The organism is Stenotrophomonas sp. AG209, from assembly GCF_003550055.1.
Taxonomy (GTDB): domain Bacteria; phylum Pseudomonadota; class Gammaproteobacteria; order Xanthomonadales; family Xanthomonadaceae; genus Stenotrophomonas.
In genome coordinates this window covers 1,424,237-1,442,974 of record NZ_QXDB01000001.1, presented here as the reverse complement: position 1 = coordinate 1,442,974, position 18,738 = coordinate 1,424,237, and the positions used below count along the sequence as shown (strand labels likewise).

Here is an 18,738-nt window from a genome sequence, read left to right as displayed (position 1 = left end):
CGTCGCCGCTCAGCGGCTGATGGCGCGCATGAAGCCCAGCCACATCGGCACGGCATGCAGTGCCGCACCCAGCACGAACAGGCCCGTCAGCAGGTGTACGCGCCAGTCGTTGATGCGCAGGAAGACGAATTGTTCAAGTGCGCGGCCCACCCAGAACACCGCCATGAAGCCCAGCAGGACCACCCCCAGACGAGTGTCGACCAGGTCCGGGGCAAAGATCAGCGCGATCAGCCCCATTCCCAGGAACACATAGATCACGCGCAGATTGAGGATCTGCATGATCGCGCGGTTGGCTGTGCCGAGCTGGGCGAGCTCGCGTTTCCAGCCGAACAGCCGCCAGAACGCCAGATGGAAGGCGGCAAACCCCAGACTGTGAATGCCTGCCAGGCGCACCAGTAGTTCTGTGGTTGTCATGGTTGATCAGCCTGTGCGCGGAGGGCGCGGCGATACCCACATTGCGATGGTCGCATGGAACACCTCGGTCCCTGCCGCATCGGTCACGCTGACCCCCACCGGCAGGTCGTAGCCGTCCGCAGCACTGACGATGGACAACATTGGCGTCGCCACGGCCTTCAACGTGCCCAAGGCCTTGGCCTGGTATTTCACTTCCATGCCCTTGGGGATCCAACGCATGTCTGCCGGCAGGCTGGCGTCCACCATCACTCCGCCGACCAGTTCGGCCAGGTTGCACATCGCGATCGCGTGCACCGTGCCGATGTGGTTGCGCACCTTGCGGCGGTCGGCCAGCGTGCCTTCACAGCGGCCGTGTTCCAGGCGGGTGATGCGCGGCGCGATGCTGGCGAAGTAGGGGGCCTTGAAGCACACCGCGCGCGAGAACAGCCAGTTGCCGGCGGGCCAGCGCTGCAGGCGGTGGTAAAGCGAGAGCAGGGGCGTGGACATGGTGGATATTCCGGTCGGCGGATAAAGCGACGGCGGGCCGAGGCCCGCCGTCGAGGCAACGCGTTTCGCGGGCGATCAGGCGGCCTGCGAATGCGGATCCTTGTGCTGGCGGTCGTAGTAGCTGGCCGCGCGCAGTTCGTGGGTGTCGAAGTCGTCCACGGTGATGGTGTCCAGGGTCAGCGTACGCAGCTCTTCCAGCAGGCTGCGCTCGTCCTGGGTGATCACGCCCTCGGCCACGGCTTCGTCCAGCTGCGCCTTGAAGTCCAGCGCCTCGATGCCCTTGCTCTTCAGTGCCTTCAGGAACTTGCGCTCCACCGGCTCGGCCATGATCGCCTTGCTCAGGTAGCTGTTGATGCGGCCGCCCGGGTTGTTCTCGCACGGGGTCAGGAACACGCCGCTGGCCAGACGGTCGCGGGCTTCATTCGGTGCCATCAGCAGGGCGGCGACACGGCGGCTCAGGCGATCTCCCGGAGCCTCGGCGCGACGGCCCAGCGGGAAGATCAGCGCCCACATCAGCCAGCCGATCGGACGGATCGGGAAGTTGCGCAGTGCGGCCGACAGCGACTCTTCGATCTTGTGCACGCTGTCATGGAAGGCCCACGCCAGCAGCGGCTGGTCGGCCTGCGGTGCGCCTTCGTCGTGGTAGCGCTTGAGCATGGCGCTGGTCATGTAGACGTGGCTCAGCACATCGCCCAGGCGGCCGGACAGCGATTCCTTGAACTTCAGCTTGCCGCCGAGGGTCATCATCGAGATGTCGGCCATCAGCGCCAGGTTGGCCGAGTAGCGGTCCAGCTTGCGGAAGTAGCGGCGGGTATAGGCATCGCCCGGGGCGGCACCGAAGCGCGCGCCGGTCAGGCCGAACCAGAACGAACGCACGGCATTGGAGATGCCGAAGCGGATGTGGCCGAACAGGCTGCGGTCGAAGTCCTGCAGGCCGGCACGGGTATCCGGATCCTGCGCGGCCTTCATTTCCTTCAGCACCCACGGGTGGCAGAGGATCGCACCCTGGCCGAAGATCAGCAGGCTGCGGGTCATGATGTTGGCGCCTTCCACGGTGATCGCGATCGGCGCGGCCTGCCAGCTGCGGCCGGCGAAGTTGCGCGGCCCCAGGATGATGCCCTTGCCGCCGATCACGTCCATCATGTCCGAGATCACTTCGCGACTCATGTTGGTGCAGTGATACTTGGCGATCGCCGACGGCACCGACGGCACGTCACCACGATCGACCGCGGCGGCGGTGGCCTGCGACAGTGCGCTGATCTTGTAGGCCTTGCCGCCGATGCGGGCCAGCGCTTCCTCCACGCCCTCGAAGCGGCCGACCGACAGGCCGAACTGCTTGCGGATGCGCGCATAGGCGCCGGTCACCGCAGCACCGGCCTTGGCACCGCCGCTGGCGGTGGACGGCAGGGTGATCGAGCGACCCACGGCCAGGCACTCGTTGAGCATGTTCCAGCCCTTGCCGGCCATGGCAGCGCCACCGATCAGCTGGGTCAGCGGGATGAACACGTCCTTGCCGCGGATCGGACCGTTCTGGAAGGTCGAGTTCAGCGGGAAGTGGCGACGGCCGATTTCAACGCCGGCGGTGTCGCGCGGCAGCAGGCCCAGGGTGATGCCGATGTCGCGGGTTTCGCCGATCAGGCCATCCGGGTCGTACATGCGGAAGGCCAGGCCGATCAGCGAAGCGACCGGGGCCAGGGTGATGTAGCGCTTGTCGAAGGTCAGCTTGACGCCGAGCACCTGCTCGCCGTTCCACTCGCCCTTGCAGACGATGCCGTAGTCCGGGATCGAGGTGGCGTCGGAGCCGGCGAACGGACCGGTCAGGCCGAAGCAGGGAACTTCGCGGCCATCGGCCAGGCGCGGCAGGTACTGGTCCTTCTGTTCCTGGGTGCCGTAATGCACCAGCAGTTCACCCGGGCCCAGCGAGTTGGGCACGCCGACGGTGGAGCTGACCACCGAGGACACCGAGGCCAGCTTCTGGATGACCTTGTGGTGAGCCAGCGCGGAGAAGCCCAGGCCGCCATATTCCTTCGGGATGATCATGCCGAAGAACTTGTTCTTCTTGATGAAGGCCCACAGTTCCGGCGGCAGGTCGGCGTGGACATGGGTGATTTCCCAGTCGTTGACCATCGTGCACAGCTCTTCCACCGGGCCATCAAGGAAGGCCTGTTCTTCGGCGGTCAGCTGCGGCTTGGGATAGTTCAGCAGGATGTTCCAGTCCGGATCACCGGTGAACAGTTCGCCCTCGAAACCGACCGAACCGGTTTCCAGCGCGATGCGCTCGGTCTGCGACAGCGGCGGCAGCACCTTGCGGAACACCTTCATCATCGGGCCGGTCAGCAGCGGCTTGCGGATGAACGGCAGCAGCAGCGGCACGGCGATGACGGCCAACACAGCGGCCGCGACGATCGTGGCGGTCTGGTTGACGTAGGGAATGAACCAGCAGGCGGCCAGCAGGGCCACGCTGATCAGCGTCCAGGTAACCAGCCGCATGCGGTGGTAGGCGACGAACGCGCCTGCCAGCAGCAGGGCGAGGAAGGGAAGAACGATGCTCATGAGCGTGCTCCGGTGACGTGCTCGTTTGTGGCGGACGAAGCCGCAGCGTCCGCTGCGGGCAACACGTCCAGATAGTCCAACACAGTAGCGGTAAAGGCGTCGTTGTCATCGCCGGCGACCATGTGCGTGGCCTGCGGCAGCTGTACATGGCGCGCATGCGGCGCCAACGCCAGGAATTCGGCCACGGTCTGCGGCGTGACCAGGTCACTGCGTCCGCCGCTGACCAGCAGCAGCGGGCACTTCACCTGGCGCGCGGCCTCGGCCAGCGCATCCTGGTGCTGTTCGCTGTCGCGGGCCAGCTCGGCCACCAGGCGCGGGTCCCAATGCCAGCGCCAGCGGCCGTGGCCGTCCTCGCGCAGCAGGGCACGCAGCGACTGCTCGGATTTGCGCGGACGGTGCGGCATGTACGCCGAGATCACGTCGGCGGCCTGGGTCAGCGAGGCGAAGCCGTCGGGATGGGCGGTCATGAAGGCCAGGATGCGCTCGACGCCGGCCGTGTCCCAGCGCGGGGTGATGTCGACCAGCACCATCGTCGAGAACAGGCCCGGCCAGCGTGATTCGGCCAGCAGGCCGAACAGCCCGCCCATCGATGCTGCAACCAGTACCGGCGGGCGCGGCTGCTCGCCGGCCAGCACGATCAGGTCATCGGCGAACTGTTCGCCGTGATAGGGCAGGTCGGCGGCATTCCAGTCCGAATCGCCGTGGCCGCGGGCGTCATAGGCCAGCGTCTGCAGGCCGGCCGCGTTCAGTGCGCGGGCGGTGGCATTCCAGGCGTGGCGGGTCTGGCCGAAGCCATGCGCGAACAGCACCCGGCCGCGCCGGCCATGGTCGCTGGCGGTGGCTGCCAGGCGGGCGCCATGGGCGGCGTCCAGGCGCAGGTCATGGAACGCAGCGGGAGGTGGGGACGTAACCATACTTGCTAGTATGGATCGCTTCGGGGGGAAGTCAATACTGCACGGTATGGTGCGCTGCGGAACGCGCCTGAATTGACCCTCCCGAGGGATCTGCGACGGTTTCGACCGCAACCGCGTACTGCAACGAACCCCGGCGTATGGTTAAATCAGCCCATGAATCAACCTGACGCTTCCGCCGGCGAACCGCGCGCCGGCCGCAACAGCCGCCTGAGTGCCGAAGACTGGGCCCAGGCGGCCCTCGATCTGATTGCTGAACAAGGTGTCGGCGCCGTCGCGGTGGAGCCGCTGGCACGGCGGCTCGGCGTCACCAAGGGCAGTTTCTATTGGCATTTCCCTTCGCGCGATGCCTTGCTGCAGGCGGCGCTGGAACGCTGGGAACTGTTCGAACAGGAACAGGTGTTCGGCAGCCTGGAAGACGTGCCGGATCCGCGCGTGCGCCTGCGCCAGCTGTTCCAGATGGTGGCGCATGAAGTGCAGCCGCACATCATCTACAGCGAGCTGCTGAAGGCACTGGATCATCCGATGGTGCGGCCGGTGATCGACCGCGTCTCGCAGCGCCGCCTTGATTATCTGGTCGCCTCGTTCCGCCAGGCCGGGCTCAGCTCGACCGATGCGCGTCATCGCGCACGTCTTGCCTACGCCGCCTATGTCGGCTTCCTGCAGTTGTCGTTGCAGCTGCAGCAACCCAAGCAGGCGCGCGAGGATTTCGAGGCGTACGTCGAGCATCTGATCGAGACGCTGATTCCGAACGGATGAGCGCCAGGGAATGATGTCGAAGCAAGGCCGCGGCGATGCCGCGGCCTTTTTTGTTGCGCGCTGGCCAGCTGTTTCCATGCGGCACAAAGAACAACGGCCCCTTGCGGGGCCGTTGCTGCATCAGCTGATCAGGCTGCCGATCAGAACTTCTGCTTGTACTGCATGTACATGAAGCGACCGATGTCGTAACCACCGTAGTAGGAGTACTGCGAGTTCGGTGCCGAGTACATCTGCGGGCCGTAATGGTCGAACACGTTACGCGCGCCCACGGCGATGGTTGCATTCCACGGTGCGTTCCAGGAGACCTGGACGTCGTGGAAGGTGGTGGCGCCACGGCGGTTCATCGGCTGGTTGCGTGCCGGATCCGGCGAGCCGAAGTCAGGCAGGCTGCACTCGGTCGAGAAGTAGCACTGTTCCTTCACGCTGGAGAAGTAACGGGTACCCCAGGTGATGCCCCAATCGCCATATTCCCAGCCCAGCACCAGGTTCGAACGCAGGCGGAAGTTGCTGCTGAAGCCATTGAGCACCGACACCGGAACCGACTCGGCATTGGTGGTCTTCAGCACGTTCTTGCTGACGTAGGTGTTCTGCAGGTTGGCGTTGAAGCTGCCCCAGCTGCTGGTTTCGAAGCGATAGGCCACATCGAAGTCGAAGCCTTCGGTTTCCTGGTAACCGGCATTACGCGGTGCGTACGTCAGGTTCGTCACGATGCCGCGGGTTGCGTCGCGGGTGAACGAGTTGCAGCGGTCGGCGATGCCGAGCACGTAGCAGTCGTTGAGCTGGGTGGTCGGATCGTCGGTGACGATGGTGTTGGTGATCTTGATGTTCCACCAGTCCAGGCTCATGTTCAGGCCCTGGGCGAAGGTCGGGCTCCACACCAGGCCGACGGTCTTGGACTTGGATTTTTCCGGAGTCAGGTTCGGGTTGGAGACGGCGTTGAACGGCACCGGGCTCTGCTCATCCTGGCCTTCCGCCGGGACGTAACCCTGCTTCAGCTGGCGGAAATTCGGGGCCAGTGCGCCCAGGGCGGCGGCGCAACGCTGGGCGGTGGCCGGATCGCTGGCAGCCAGACCGAAATCGGTATCGCACGGATCGGTGAAGTAGGCGAAGGTCTGCGAGCTGCCGCCGTACAGGTTGTCGATGGTCGGCGCGCGGAAGCCTTCGGCGTAGGTTGCACGCACCAGCAGCTGGTCGATCGGCTTCCACTTCAGGCCGAACTTGTTGTTGGTGGTGTTGCCGAAGGTGTTGTACTTCGAGTAGCGCGATGCGGCGTTGAAGCTCAGTTCCTTGGCACCCGGCAGGTCAGCCAGGATCGGAACGTTCAGCTCCAGATAGACTTCGTTGACGTTGTAGCCACCACCGGTCGGGCCGGCGGCCAGATCGGTCGAGTAGCCCGACTGCGACAGCGCATCCGGAACGTAGGTGCCCTTGTCTTCGCGGTACTCGTAACCCAGTGCGAAGCCCAGGTCGCCGGCGGGCAGGGTGAACAGGCTGCCGGCGATGTTCGCGTAGTAGGTCTTGGTGGTGACTTCACCGGTGTTCTTGGTGGTCGGGAACAGGAACTGCTGCAGGGCAGGATTGCCGGTCAGGCCGCCGTCGCCGGTACGTCCGTACGGAATGGCCGGATTCCACGGAATGCAGCCGCCCGGGCCCGGGCCATAGATCGGGTTGGTGCCTGCGGCCAGGCCGGCGGCTGTGCCGCACTCGACGCGGCCGGTGGCCGGGTTGAGGAACGACGCACCGGTGGCCTGGGTGACCGCCAGCATGTTGTAGTTGCCGGTCTGGGTCTGCAGGTTCTCCGAATTCTGGTAGATGTAGCCGGCTTCCCAGTCGAAGTACTTGTCATTGAACTGGAAGCTGCCCTGCAGGGCGCCAGTGAAGCGGAAGGTGGTCAGCTTGTTGGTCGACAGGCGCGGCACTTCCCAGCCACGGCGGATGAAGCCCATGTCGGTGCCGAACGGGTTGTAGTAGCTGTCCTGCGAGAGCACGGTACCCAGCTGGCGCTCGTAGTCGGCCGACTGCAGCGGATAACCGGCGACCTGGGCCTGCGACTCGCGACGGGTGTACAGCAGGTCGGAGACGAAGCGGATGTTGTCGGTCAGGTCGTACTGCACGTTTGCGAACACCGAGCGACGCTTGGTCGGCGTCAGCAGGTGCATCTGCTCGTTCGAGTTGCTGACGTCACCGGTGATCGGGGTGAGGTCGGTCTCGTGATAGGCGTTCGGATCGAACGGATTTCCGCCACGGTTCAGCGTCAGCAGCGGTGCTTCTTCATCATTCAGATCATAGAGCGCGCCCCACTGACTGACCGAGGTCCAACCGCGGTCGGGGTGGCGGTTGGTGCGCTGGGACTTACTGAACCAGCGATCCTTGGCCCAGACGGCCTTTTCTTCGGCGTATTCGGCGCCGATGGTGACCGAACCACGATCACCGGTGAAGCCGGCCACGAAGTCGAAGCTGCTCTTCTGGCCATCGCCTTCGCCGTACTGGCCGACGTAGGCATTGGCTTCCAGGCCCTGGAAGTTCTTGCGGGTGATGATGTTGATCACGCCGGCAATCGCGTCGGAGCCGTAGATCGACGAGGCGCCGTCCTTCAGCACGTCGATGCGTTCGACGATGGAGGACGGAATCTGCGACACGTCCTGCAGGCCACTGACGCTGGCGCCGAGGCGCTTGCCGTCGACCAGCACCAGCGTGCGTTCGGCACCGAGGTTGCGCAGGTCGATGTAGAAGCCACCGACGGCTTCACCGGAGGACAGCGGCTCGGAACGGCTGATGGCCGGGCTGCCGGCGGCAGAGATGTTCTGCAGGACGTCGGCAACCGTCTTGAAGCCGCTCTTCTCGATCGAAGCGCGGCTGATGCTCAGGACGGGCTGGGCGGTTTCGGTATCGACCTGACGGATGCGCGAACCGGTGACCTCGATACGGTCGAGATTGGTGGCTTCCTGGGCGTGGGCCGTCGCGGTGGTGGCACCGGCGACAAGCGCGATCACAACTGCGTCACGCAGCTGGCTGGACTTGAGTTTCATTGGCTCTCTCTCTCCAAGAAATCTTGGCTGGGGTTAATGCCCGGCGGGGGAGCGAAAAAGCGCTCCCAAATCGCGAGGCTGACCCGATAGTAACGGGCGTTCGCCAAGAATTAAAGCTGTGTTAATCAAGTCTGTGATTTTGGTAAAAATGCGCTTTCTCCATGCCAATCAAAAGGTTGCTGGTATGGGCATGACGTTCTGCCTCGTTTGTTAACGCAGAATGATGAAAAAAGTTTCGATTGAAATGTATCTCACTATGTCGATGCGCACTGTTTCATCGCCCAGTGGCGATACCGATTACGTAAGTGCGTAGCAGGCATGCTTATGCAAAAGGCGCCTTTCGGCGCCTTTGGGAATATCGTTGCTGAGCCTGTTTACCGGGATCAGAGATCCTGTTCGTAACGCACATACGGCACGGTGCCGTCGTCGTTGCTTTCGTTGCGCGGGGAGAACGGATTCTTGCCGCGGCTGATCACATTCTCGGCGCCGACGGTGAGCTGGCCGGACCACGGGGTACGCCAGGTCAGGCCGATGCCCAGGCCTTCCCACTTGCCGGGCTTGCCCGGGACGTCGACCACGCGGCCGATGATGCTGCCGGTGAAGTTGCCGTAACCGGCGCCGATGCTCAGGCTCTTGCTGTCCCAGCGGTCGACGATGGCCGGCGAGGCGTCGGCCAGCGGAACCAGGCGCGCCTTGGCGTAGGTACCGGCAATGGAGACGAAGCCTTCGCGACCGATGTTCTTCTGCGCGAACACGGTCAGATCGTTCTGCTCGGCGCGCAGCGAGGGTGTCTTGTTCGGGCCCGACAACCAGGCGGGCAGGGTTTCACGGCCGGTGCCGGCGGTGATGCCAAGGCGGCTGTTGCCCCGGTTCAGCGCGGCGGTACCGCTGAAACGACGGCTGTTCAGATCATCCTCGTCGCCCAGGCTGGCCAGCATGCAATGGCTGGCCAGGCCGCTGATGCTGGTGCCGCTGCTGCTGTTGCAGAGCAGGCCCAGCGAATCGCCGGAGGACAGGCCAAAGGCCGCGTCCAGCGAATTGCGGCCGAAATGCCAGCGGGCGCCGGCTGCCTGTTCACCGGTCGGTTCCAGGTACAGCAGCGCCTCGACCTTGCCGCTGCCCTTGTTCCATACCGGCAGGACGGTGCGGGTGTCCTTGCTCTGCGCATGCACGCCCGTGATCGCGCCAAGGGCGATCAGCAGGGCCAGCGGTAGACGCAGGTAGGTACGCATCGGACCAGTTCAGACAGGGACGGACAACGGAAGTTCCCGTGGGGACGGGAACCTGATCCTAGGGTGTTTATGAATTCTTAACAAGCCTTGATCCTCCCCAGGTACAAGACTGCCGTTTACTGAAGTCGTTCAGGCGCCGGTACAACCCCCTGGGCGCCGTGGAACAGTATGCCGAACTCCGTCAATGGAAAGTGATACTCGCGCCCGCAGAATTCGCAACGCACCTCGACGGCGCCAGTGTCCTCGGCGGCCGCACGGGCCTCCTCTTCCCCCAGCGACTGCAGCATGCCGGCCACCCGCTCGCGCGAGCAGGAGCAGGCGAAGGACAGCGGCTTGTCGCCCAGCAGTTCCGGCCGCTCCTCGTGGAACAGGCGGTGCAGCAGCTGCTCGGCCGGGGTCGCCAGCAGCTCGGCCTTGCCCAGGGTCTCGAACAAGGCGCTGGCGCGGGCCCAGCCATCCTCGTCGCCTTCGTCGCCCGGCAGCTTCTGCAGCAGCAGGCCAGCGGCACCGTTGCGGTCGGCCGCCAGCAGCAGGCGGGTCGGCAGCTGCTCCGACTGGCGGAAGTAGTCCTCGAAGGCCTCGTCCAGTTCCGGCGCGGTCAGCGCGACCAGGCTCTGGTAGCGCTGCGGCTCGCGCGGGTCCAGGCCGGGGTTCTCGATGGTGATGGCCAGGATGGCGTCCTCGCCGAGGCTGGACAGGTCACGCGGCGCGTCGGCGCCTTCGCTGAGCTGGGCGATGCCGCGCAGGGTGCCGGCGGCGGTGCATTCGGCGAACAGGGTGCGCAGGGCGGTGCTGCTGCGCAGCTGCACCGACAGGCGGCCGTCGATCTTGGTGTGGCCGGTGAACAGTGCCGAGGCGACACAGGCCTCGCCGAGCAGCTCGGCAGCGGCGTCCGGGTACGCGGCGTGGGACAGGATTTCCTGCCAGGTGGCCTGCAGGCGCACATGCACGCCGCGGACGCCGGCGTCGGGGAGCAGGAAACGGATCAGGGAATCGGAGTTGGCGGTCATCGGCTCACATCGCGCGTAAACGGGGGCGGTTGCCGGATAATGCGCCGACAACCAGACAGAAGAAGGATGCACCAGTAATGGGGGCAGCGGGAGAGCAGCACAAGGTAGAGGCGGTGGTGGCCGCGCCGCGCCGGCGACGCTGGCGCTGGAAGCGGCTGCTGTGGCTGCCGGTGCTGCTGGCCGCCTTCAGCTGCCTGCAGGTGCTGGTGCTGCGGTTCATCGACCCGCCGGTGTCCACGGTGATGCTGTGGCGCTATGGCGAGGCGCTGGGCGAGGCCGACTGGTCCTATCGGCTGCATTACCAGTGGCGCGACCTCGACCAGATGGCCCCGAGCCTGCCGATCTCGCTGGTGGCGGCCGAGGACCAGCGCTTCCCCGACCACAATGGCTTCGACCTGCAGGCCATCGAAAAGGCCCGCGACCACAACGCCAGGGGCGGGCGCCTGCGCGGCGCCAGCACGATCAGCCAGCAGGTGGCCAAGAACCTGTTCCTGTGGCAGGGCCGCAGCTGGATCCGCAAGGGCCTGGAAGTCTGGTACACGGTGCTGATCGAGGCGCTGTGGCCGAAGGAGCGCATCCTGGAGATGTACGCCAACATCGCCGAATTCGGTGATGGTGTGTACGGCGCGCAGGCGGCAGCGCAGAAATACTGGGGCAAGGACGCGGCCCGGCTGAGCCCGGCCGAGAGCGCGCGACTGGCGGCGGTACTGCCGGCACCGCGACGCTACAACGCGGCCGCACCGGGGCCGTATGTGCAGCGGCGCGCCGCATGGATCCAGCGCCAGGCGCGCCAGCTGGGGGGCGCGTCATACCTGTCGGAGGACTGAGACAGGCGTGGCGTGATCGACAGGCGACGGGCCGTGCGCCCGGCGGGCAACGTACAATCCGGGCATGACCCGCGAACGGCTCACTTTTGTCATCGCCGCCTACAACGAGGCCCTGGCACTGCCGCTGCTGCATCCGCGGTTGTGCGCGGTGCTGGACGGCCTGCCCGACATCGACGGCCACATCCTCTATGTGGATGACGGCAGCCACGATCGCACCTGGGAGGTGATCGCCGGGCTGGCCCAGGCCGATGCGCGCGTCTCGGCGCTGAAGCTGTCGCGCAACTTCGGCAAGGAGGCGGCGCTGACCGCAGGCCTGGATCTGGTGCACGAGGGTGCTGCGATGATCCTCGATGCCGACGGCCAGGATCCGCCGGAGCTGGTGCCGCAGTTCGTCGCGCGCTGGCGCGAGGGCCATGACAATGTCTACGGCACGCGCATGGCCCGCGATGGCGAGGCCTGGATCAAGCGCGCCACGGCAGCGGTGTTCTATCGGGTGATGGGCCGCCTGTCGCGTACGCCGATTCCGGCTGATACCGGAGATTTCCGCCTGCTGTCGCCGCGCGCGCTGAGCGCCCTGCGCGGGATGCGTGAGCGCCACCGCTTCATGAAGGGGCTTTTCAGCTGGGTAGGCTTCAAGCGGATTGCCGTGCCCTATCACCGCCACGCGCGCGTGGCCGGCACCAGCAAATTCAGCCTGTGGCGGCTGTGGAATTTCGCCCTTGAAGGCATCACCGGGTTCTCGACCGTGCCGCTGCGAGCCGCCACCTACCTGGGCCTGGCAACCGCAGCGGTCGCGTTCGTGTTCGGCCTGTGGGTGATCGTGAAGGCGGCGCTGTATGGCGACCGGGTGGCGGGTTGGCCGACGATGATGGCGGTGATCCTGTTCCTGGGTGGGGTGCAGCTGATCGCGCTGGGCCTGATCGGCGAGTACCTGGGGCGGCTGTACGAAGAGTCCAAGCAGCGGCCGTTGTACCTGGTTGACGCGTGGCTAGCATCCGCCGTGGCAGACTCGGCCCTGCAACCCACCCTCGGAGGGCAGGCAGATGACGACGGTACGGCAACTGTTGGACGGCAAGTCTCCTGAAGTACATGCGGTCGCGCCGGATGCGGCGGTGATCGATGCGATCCGGTTGATGGCGGAAAAGGGCATCGGTGCGGTGCTGGTGATGGACGGGCCGCGGCTGGTCGGGATCCTGTCCGAGCGTGATTACGCGCGCAAGATCGTGCTGCGTGATCGTTCGTCGCGCGATACCGCGGTGGCGGAGATCATGACGGCGCAGGTGGTGACCGTGTCGCCGGGCGAGAAGGTGGAGCACTGCCTGCAACTGGTGACCGACTACCGCATCCGCCACCTGCCGGTGGTCGAGGGCGCGCAGGTGCTGGGGGTGATCTCCATCGGCGATCTGGTGAAGTCGGTGATCGATGCGCAGCGGCGCGAGCTGGACCAGCTGCAGCAGTACATCGTGGCAGGGTGAGTTGTTCGCTGGCGGGCCTGCGGCCCGCCGGCCCGCTTTTTGAAGCTCAAAGCCAAAGCCAAAGCAGCGCCTTCCTGATACGTCGGTAGGCTGAGGGCATGGGCGTGCAGGACACGCCGCAAGTACATCCCTGTAGGCTCGATGGCGCCATTCATGGCGCCAACGGTCCTGCACGCCCATGCCCTCAGCCTCTGGATACATTGCCGCGAGCGCGGTGAGCTTTGTCGCAGGCGATCTGCTTTTGGTAGCTGCCAACCTTGGTTGGCAACCGCTTTTGACTTTGCTTTTTTCTTTTGACTTTGAATTTCCGCTCTTGTTCCGCGCGCTGGAAACTGTCCGGAGCCGGAGCAAGGCGGCAGGCAGGACCGTGAGGCGCATGGATGCGCCGACCGAGCCTACAGGGACGTACTTACGGCGTGTCCTGCCTGTCGCCTTGCTCCGGCTCTACGCGCGGAAAAACGAGGCGCCGCGAACACCCGCTCCTACTTCGCATACTGCCCGCCGCAGTCGGCATCCTTGCCCGGCCCCAGTTCGATGGTCGCCAGCAATGCCGCCGGCGGGGCGATGCTGCCCAGTGCCAGAGCCACCGCGCCGCGGATGCCCAGCGCCTTGAAGTCCGGGCGGAACGACGGGTCCTTGAAGGTGCCGGCGATGTGCAATGGCGAGCGCAGCACCAGGATGCTTTTGTCCTTCGGGCGCGGTTTCAGCAGCAGGTCCAGGGTCTCATCGCGCAGGCTGACCGTACCCTCGCCGATGATGATCGTGTCGGTGGTATCCACCGCCAGCGCCTGGCTGGTCATCAGGCCGTCGCGCACGCCGAAGTCGGCGAAGGCGCAGCGCAGGGGGATCTGCTTGTCGCCGGTCACCAGGAATTTCAGCGACTCGGTGATATCCAGGCCGGCCAGCTCCATCACCAGGTTGCCGACATGGCCACGGCCCATCGCCAGGCCGACCTTGCCGTTGCTGCTGCCGAGCATCGCGGCGATCGAATTGCCGCGGCCACTCAGGTCCACCTCGCCGCCGATGCCGCCCTTGGCCTGTTCGGCCAGCTTGGCGTCGGGGAACAACTGGCCGAGCTGCACGCCGCGCACGCTGGCCTTCAGCGCGGTACTGATCTGCGGCTGGCGCGCGTCCATGCGGATCGTGCTGCGGATGTCGCCGCCGGCGACGCCGAAGTTCAGTGGGTCCAGCCGCAGCACGCCGTCATCCAGCAACAGGTGTGCATCCATGTCGTCAAGCGGCAACGAGGGCGCGTTGATGCGATGGGCCTTCCAGCGCACGTCGGCATCCATCGCACGCAGCTTGCCGAGGTTGTATGGCGTGTCGGGCAGCACGCGCGCACGGGCAGCCACCCGTGCGGCCTCGGCCTTCTGCTGCGCATTGGCGGTTTCGCCGCCGCCGGTCTTCGGTGGCGCACCGACGAAGCCGGCCAGGTCATCGAAGTCCAGGCGTTTGGATTCCAGCGTGGCCGTCAGTCGCGGGCGCGCGCCGCCCACTTCGAACTGCAGGTTGCCGCCGAGGTCGCTGTCGCCGACCTTGCCGGTGAACTGCTCATAACGCCAGAGGTTGTGGTCACGCTTGAGCCGACCGTTCAACGCATAGGGCGGGGACGGCGGAATGGCGATGCCGAGCAAGGGGTAGAGGTCGGCCAGGTCCTGGCCGCTGAGCGCGAACTGCAGGTCGAACACACGCAGCTGGAAGGGGTTGGTCAATGTGCCGCTGGCGACGGCGTGGGTGGCGCCGGCGCGGCCGTCGAGGTGGATGCGGAACGGGTGGTCGCTGTCGGTCAGCTGCAGTGGAGATTCGGTGCCGCCGCGAAGGGTGAACGGATTGCCCTGCCAGTGCCCTTTACCCTGCACCAGCAGAGGCGGTGCGGCGTCGGCCTGCTTCGGCTGGCCGCTGCGCACGTCCACGCGGATATCGGTGCGGCCGAGCGCATCGAGGAACTGCAGGCGGCCGTCATCGATGCGCAGCCGTTTGAGCTGCGGGCTTGCCCCGCCGGCGCTGTCACCGAGGAAATCCCAGTTGCCCGGTTCGCCCTTGCGCGGGGCGGTTTCCAGCAGCACGTCCGGCCGGGTCAGGCGCACTTCGGGCAGCTGCACGCTGCCGCGCAGCAGGGGCCAGACCCGCACGTCGATCTCGACGCGGTCGGCGCTGGCCATGTTCGGCTGCTTCGCCCAGCCTGCATTGGCGAAGGTGATCGCATCGGCGCGGATCGTACTGGTACGGCCGAGGTCGACATCAAGGTTCCCGATGTGCAGCACACGGCCGGTACGCGCCTGCACGGCACGCTCGACCGGTCCCTTGAACCAGTTCCAGTCCCACAGGGCGATCAGCACCAGGATCGCCGCCAGCAGAAAGACCAGGGCGGTCAGCCAGCGTCGGCCACGTGGGCCGGGTCGACGGAGGCGCCAGCGCGAGGTGCGCGGCGCGGCGGGGGAGGCGGCGGCATTCACGCGGCCATGGTTGCTCCCTCATCGTGGACGGGGCGCGAAGCGTCCATGTGCGCGGTGTGCACGCACACATGGACTGGGATCTACAGCACCTGCATGGTGACCGCGACGAAGTGGCAGACGCTGCCACCGATCACGAACAGGTGCCAGATCGCATGCGAATAGGGGATCGATTCGCGGTGGTAGAAATAGGTGCCCAGCGTGTACGACAGGCCGCCGGCCAGCAGCCAGCCCAGCGTCCAGCCGTCGATCGAGGCCAGCATCGGCTTGACCGCCACGATCACCAGCCAGCCCATGGCCACGTAGATGGCGGTGGACAGGCGCTTGAAACGGCCGGTGTAGAACAGCTTGAACACCACGCCGGCCAGGGCCAGGGTCCAGATCGCGGCGAACAGGCCCCAGCCCCACGGGCCGCGCAGGCCGATCAGGGTGAATGGGGTGTAGGTGCCGGCGATCAGCACGTAGATCGCGCAGTGGTCGAACACCTTGAGCCGCCCCTTGGCGACCGGGTGCTGGATGGCGTGGTAGAGGGTGGAGGCGGTGTACAGCAGCAGCAGCGCGATGCCGAACACGATGGCACCGGCCAGCTGCCAGCCATCGCTGTAGATGGCGGCCAGGGTGATCAGCACCGCGCCGGCACCCAGCGCGAACACGGCACCGAGGCCGTGGGTCAGGGCGCTGGCGATTTCTTCGCGGATCGAAGCAACGGAAGTCGTGGACATGACGTAGGCATCGTTCGCGGGGAGGGGGACCCGCACCCCCCTATCATCGCCGCGATGGGCGACATGTGCACGCCCGTCACCGTATGGTCGGTGAATCCCTGTGTTGCGTGGATGAACCGCCCGCGACGGCTGGGGTCAGAGCTCTTTCCTGCCGGAAAGGGATCCGACCCCGTGGCATCAGCCTACCGAAACGGTATGCGCTGCTTCGCGGGTGGCCGAGAAGCGCACGTCCGGCGAGCGTTCCTGGGCCAGCTGCAGGTTGACCCGGGTCGGTGCCAGGTAGACCAGGTGGCCGGCCGCATCCAGCGCCAGGTTCAGCGCGTTCTTCTCGCGGAACTCTTCCAGCTTCTTCTCGTTGCTGCAGTGGACCCAACGCGCAGTGGTCACGCTGACCGGCTCGAAGGTGGCTTCCACACCGTACTCATCCTTCAGGCGGTAGGCGGCCACGTCGAACTGCAGCACGCCGACGGCACCCAGGATCAGGTCGTTGCTGGTGAGCGGGCGGAAGAACTGGGTCGCGCCTTCCTCGGACAGCTGGGCCAGGCCCTTCTGCAGCTGCTTGAGCTTGAGCGGATCGCGCAGGCGGGCGCGGCGGAACAGTTCCGGGGCGAAGTTGGGGATGCCGGTGAAGGTCACCGCTTCGCCTTCGGTGAAGGTGTCGCCGATGGAGATGGTGCCGTGGTTGTGGATACCGATCACATCGCCCGGCCACGCCTCGGCGGCGATCTCGCGGTCGCTGGCCATGAAGGTCAGCGCGTTGGCCAGCTTCATTTCCTTGCCGGTACGCACGTGGAAGGTCTTCATGCCAGCGCTGAAACGGCCCGAGCAGACCCGCATGAAGGCCACGCGGTCGCGGTGCTGCGGGTCCATGTTGGCCTGGATCTTGAACACGAAGCCGGTCAGCTTGTTTTCTTCCGGGGCGATCTCGCGGCCGGTGGTGGAGCGCGCCTGCGGCGACGGTGCGTGCTCGACGAAGAAGTCCAGCAGCGGCTGCACGCCGAAATTGTTCACGCCGGACCCGAAGAACACCGGGGTCTGCTTGCCGGCGCGGTAGGCGTCCAGGTCGAACGGGTGGCTGGCGCCCTGCACCAGTTCCAGTTCGTCGCGCAGGTCGGCCAGCATCTGTGCACCGATCTTCTCGGCCAGGCCGGGTGCATCGATGGACGGGAAGATGGTCGAGTCCTGGCGGGTGAAATTGCGGCCCGGTTCGTACAGGTGCACTTCGCCGGTCAGCAGGTGCACCACGCCCTTCAGGCGCTGGCCCATGCCGATCGGCCAGGTGACCGGCGCGCACTGGATGCCGAGCACGGTTTCCACTTCATCCAGCAGCTCGATCGGGTCCTTGCCCTCGCGGTCGAGCTTGTTGATGAAGGTCATGATCGGGGTGTCGCGCAGGCGGCAGACTTCCATCAGCTTGATGGTGCGCTCTTCCACGCCCTTGGCCACGTCGATCACCATCAGCGCCGAGTCCACCGCGGTCAGCACGCGGTAGGTGTCTTCGCCGAAGTCGGCGTGGCCGGGGGTGTCGAGCAGGTTGACGATCTTGCCTTCGTACGGGAACTGCATCACCGAGGAGGTGACGGAGATGCCGCGCTCCTTTTCCAGCGCCATCCAGTCGGACGTGGCGTGGCGGGCGGCCTTGCGGCCCTTGACCGAACCGGCCATCTGGATCGCGCCTCCGAACAGCAGCAGCTTTTCGGTCAGCGTGGTCTTGCCGGCGTCAGGGTGGGAAATGATGGCGAAGGTGCGGCGACGCGACGCTTCGTTGGCGACTTCGGACATGGCAGTGGCGCCCGCCCGGGGCGCTTTTCAAAGAGATAAGCGCCCGATTATACCGGCCAGGGGCGGTCAGCGCCCGGTACCGCCGTCGGCCTCGCCCTGGCGGGCGAACTGCAACTGGCCCTGCTCGGCAAAGATGCGCACCGGCACCGAGCGCAAGCCCATGCCGCGGTTGACCTGCACCACGAAGTGCAGGTGTGGGGCACTGCTGTAGCCGCTGTTGCCGGACAGGCCGATCGGCTGCCCGGCGCCCACTGCCTGGCCACGGCGCACGCGCATGCCGCCGGCCTGCAGGTGGCCGTACAGGGCCATGCTGCCGTCGCTGTGCAGCACGCGGATGAAGTTGGCGCGGGCACCATCGCGTTCGCGGTCCTGGCCGTTGCCACGGAAGCCATCCTGGATCTGCATCACCGTGCCCTCGCGCGCGGCCAGCACCAGGGTACCCTCCGGCAGCGCGAAGTCGACCGCGTCGCGGTTCTCCTCGTCGTCATGGCTGAAGCGTCCCTGCGGCGCCTGGTCCACGCGCAGGCGGGCCGCATCGAAAGGCAGGCGGTAGGCGACATCTTCGGCCTGTGCGGCCGGGTTGCCCGGCACCGACTGCAGACGCAGGTCCAGCGTGCGGCCATCGATCGGGGCGGTCAGGTGGCCAACCACCAGGCTGCTGTCGCCCTGGATCAGCGATTCGACCGGGAGGCCTTCGACCGGGTGTCCGGGGGCGGCGCGCAGCTGGATCTGCAGCGGCCCTGCCAGCCCGTTGTCGATCCGGGCCTGCCATTGCGTACCGACCGGCTGCAGGCGCAACTGGGCCATGGGGGCGGCGCCTCCGGCGCTGCCTGAGCGGGTTGCCGAGGCAGGCGAGGCAACCAGTCCCCAGCCCTGGCGCCAGTCGCCGGCGTGTGCGGTCGCGCTCGCCAGCAGAGGCAGCAGCAGGCAGGACAGGGGCAGGCGCGGCATCGGCGTTTCCAGCGAAAAGGACCGCCGGGACTGTAGCTGATCCTGAACGGGGCGACCGGGACCGCCCTCGCAGAGTGGATCTGAAAATATTCATCGCTTTATCCGCATGAAGGGATTGACAGTGCCGGAAAGGG

At 66.1% G+C, this 18,738-nt stretch carries 15 protein-coding genes; 4 read left to right on the top strand and 11 right to left on the bottom strand.

Annotated features, from left to right (window positions below; genetic code table 11):
• Positions 1–9: 9 nt before the first annotated feature.
• The 4 genes from DFO63_RS06700 to DFO63_RS06685 all read right to left on the bottom strand — a co-directional run bounded on the left by DFO63_RS06700 (position 10) and on the right by DFO63_RS06685 (position 4,367).
• Positions 10–393: a hypothetical protein gene (locus tag DFO63_RS06700; protein ID WP_232289652.1), complete on the bottom strand. Its 384-nt coding sequence runs from the start codon at positions 391–393 to the stop codon at positions 10–12.
• Positions 394–420: 27 nt separating this feature from the next.
• A complete protein-coding gene (locus DFO63_RS06695; protein ID WP_119006638.1) occupies positions 421–900 on the bottom strand; it encodes a hotdog fold domain-containing protein in 480 nt (159 codons plus the stop codon).
• A gap of 75 nt (positions 901–975) precedes the next feature.
• A complete protein-coding gene (locus tag DFO63_RS06690; RefSeq protein ID WP_014038165.1) occupies positions 976–3,453 on the bottom strand; it encodes an acyl-CoA dehydrogenase in 2,478 nt (825 codons plus the stop codon).
• A complete protein-coding gene (locus tag DFO63_RS06685) occupies positions 3,450–4,367 on the bottom strand; it encodes an alpha/beta hydrolase (protein ID WP_119006637.1) in 918 nt (305 codons plus the stop codon). Before DFO63_RS06685 ends, DFO63_RS06690 begins: the two co-directional genes overlap by 4 nt.
• Positions 4,368–4,520: 153 nt before the next feature.
• Between DFO63_RS06685 and DFO63_RS06680 the strand changes: the two genes are divergently transcribed.
• Positions 4,521–5,123, top strand: a complete 603-nt coding sequence (locus tag DFO63_RS06680; RefSeq protein ID WP_005418411.1) for a TetR/AcrR family transcriptional regulator — start codon at positions 4,521–4,523, stop codon at positions 5,121–5,123.
• 140 nt (positions 5,124–5,263) lie between these two features.
• On the opposite strand, the gene DFO63_RS06675 is transcribed toward DFO63_RS06680, so the two are convergent.
• The 3 genes from DFO63_RS06675 to DFO63_RS06665 all read right to left on the bottom strand — a co-directional run bounded on the left by DFO63_RS06675 (position 5,264) and on the right by DFO63_RS06665 (position 10,394).
• The gene (locus tag DFO63_RS06675) at positions 5,264–8,152 is read right to left on the bottom strand and encodes a TonB-dependent receptor (protein ID WP_049442991.1); all 2,889 of its coding nucleotides are present in this window, start codon (positions 8,150–8,152) and stop codon (positions 5,264–5,266) included.
• 383 nt (positions 8,153–8,535) lie between these two features.
• Positions 8,536–9,384 (bottom strand): hypothetical protein, encoded by an 849-nt coding sequence (locus DFO63_RS06670; protein ID WP_014038162.1) that lies wholly within the window; start codon positions 9,382–9,384, stop codon positions 8,536–8,538.
• A 116-nt stretch (positions 9,385–9,500) separates the two neighbouring features.
• Positions 9,501–10,394, bottom strand: a complete 894-nt coding sequence (locus tag DFO63_RS06665) for an Hsp33 family molecular chaperone HslO (RefSeq protein ID WP_049442992.1) — start codon at positions 10,392–10,394, stop codon at positions 9,501–9,503.
• 77 nt (positions 10,395–10,471) lie between these two features.
• Between DFO63_RS06665 and mtgA the strand changes: the two genes are divergently transcribed.
• The 3 genes from mtgA to DFO63_RS06650 all read left to right on the top strand — a co-directional run bounded on the left by mtgA (position 10,472) and on the right by DFO63_RS06650 (position 12,696).
• A complete protein-coding gene (gene mtgA, locus DFO63_RS06660) occupies positions 10,472–11,221 on the top strand; it encodes a monofunctional biosynthetic peptidoglycan transglycosylase (protein ID WP_014038160.1) in 750 nt (249 codons plus the stop codon).
• 64 nt (positions 11,222–11,285) lie between these two features.
• Positions 11,286–12,305 (top strand): glycosyltransferase family 2 protein, encoded by a 1,020-nt coding sequence (locus DFO63_RS06655; protein ID WP_101765936.1) that lies wholly within the window; start codon positions 11,286–11,288, stop codon positions 12,303–12,305.
• The gene (locus tag DFO63_RS06650) at positions 12,265–12,696 is read left to right on the top strand and encodes a CBS domain-containing protein (protein ID WP_014038158.1); all 432 of its coding nucleotides are present in this window, start codon (positions 12,265–12,267) and stop codon (positions 12,694–12,696) included. Before DFO63_RS06655 ends, DFO63_RS06650 begins: the two co-directional genes overlap by 41 nt.
• Before the next feature lie 482 nt (positions 12,697–13,178).
• Here the strand turns inward: DFO63_RS06650 and DFO63_RS06645 are convergent, their stop codons facing one another.
• The 4 genes from DFO63_RS06645 to DFO63_RS06630 form a co-directional block, all read right to left on the bottom strand.
• Positions 13,179–15,152, bottom strand: a complete 1,974-nt coding sequence (locus tag DFO63_RS06645; RefSeq protein WP_049442994.1) for an AsmA family protein — start codon at positions 15,150–15,152, stop codon at positions 13,179–13,181.
• An 80-nt stretch (positions 15,153–15,232) separates the two neighbouring features.
• Positions 15,233–15,871, bottom strand: a complete 639-nt coding sequence (locus tag DFO63_RS06640) for a hemolysin III family protein (RefSeq protein WP_014038156.1) — start codon at positions 15,869–15,871, stop codon at positions 15,233–15,235.
• A gap of 177 nt (positions 15,872–16,048) precedes the next feature.
• On the bottom strand, positions 16,049–17,653 hold the full coding sequence (locus DFO63_RS06635) for a peptide chain release factor 3 (protein ID WP_014038155.1): 1,605 nt from the start codon (positions 17,651–17,653) through the stop codon (positions 16,049–16,051).
• Between the two features lie 66 nt (positions 17,654–17,719).
• Complete coding sequence (locus DFO63_RS06630) at positions 17,720–18,604, bottom strand: M23 family metallopeptidase (protein WP_119006636.1); 885 nt, start codon at positions 18,602–18,604, stop codon at positions 17,720–17,722.
• Between the last annotated feature and the right edge of the window lie 134 nt (positions 18,605–18,738).

Coding starts and splice junctions, on each gene's coding strand:
- DFO63_RS06665 (WP_049442992.1), bottom strand. CDS start 10,394: ATGACCGCCAACTCCGATTCCCTGATCCGTTTCCTGCTCCCCGACGCC.
- DFO63_RS06635 (WP_014038155.1), bottom strand. CDS start 17,653: ATGTCCGAAGTCGCCAACGAAGCGTCGCGTCGCCGCACCTTCGCCATC.
- DFO63_RS06685 (WP_119006637.1), bottom strand. CDS start 4,367: ATGGTTACGTCCCCACCTCCCGCTGCGTTCCATGACCTGCGCCTGGAC.
- DFO63_RS06690 (WP_014038165.1), bottom strand. CDS start 3,453: ATGAGCATCGTTCTTCCCTTCCTCGCCCTGCTGCTGGCAGGCGCGTTC.
- DFO63_RS06650 (WP_014038158.1), top strand. CDS start 12,265: ATGACGACGGTACGGCAACTGTTGGACGGCAAGTCTCCTGAAGTACAT.
- DFO63_RS06675 (WP_049442991.1), bottom strand. CDS start 8,152: ATGAAACTCAAGTCCAGCCAGCTGCGTGACGCAGTTGTGATCGCGCTT.
- DFO63_RS06695 (WP_119006638.1), bottom strand. CDS start 900: ATGTCCACGCCCCTGCTCTCGCTTTACCACCGCCTGCAGCGCTGGCCC.
- DFO63_RS06680 (WP_005418411.1), top strand. CDS start 4,521: ATGAATCAACCTGACGCTTCCGCCGGCGAACCGCGCGCCGGCCGCAAC.
- DFO63_RS06670 (WP_014038162.1), bottom strand. CDS start 9,384: ATGCGTACCTACCTGCGTCTACCGCTGGCCCTGCTGATCGCCCTTGGC.
- DFO63_RS06630 (WP_119006636.1), bottom strand. CDS start 18,604: ATGCCGCGCCTGCCCCTGTCCTGCCTGCTGCTGCCTCTGCTGGCGAGC.
- DFO63_RS06655 (WP_101765936.1), top strand. CDS start 11,286: ATGACCCGCGAACGGCTCACTTTTGTCATCGCCGCCTACAACGAGGCC.
- mtgA (WP_014038160.1), top strand. CDS start 10,472: ATGGGGGCAGCGGGAGAGCAGCACAAGGTAGAGGCGGTGGTGGCCGCG.
- DFO63_RS06640 (WP_014038156.1), bottom strand. CDS start 15,871: ATGTCCACGACTTCCGTTGCTTCGATCCGCGAAGAAATCGCCAGCGCC.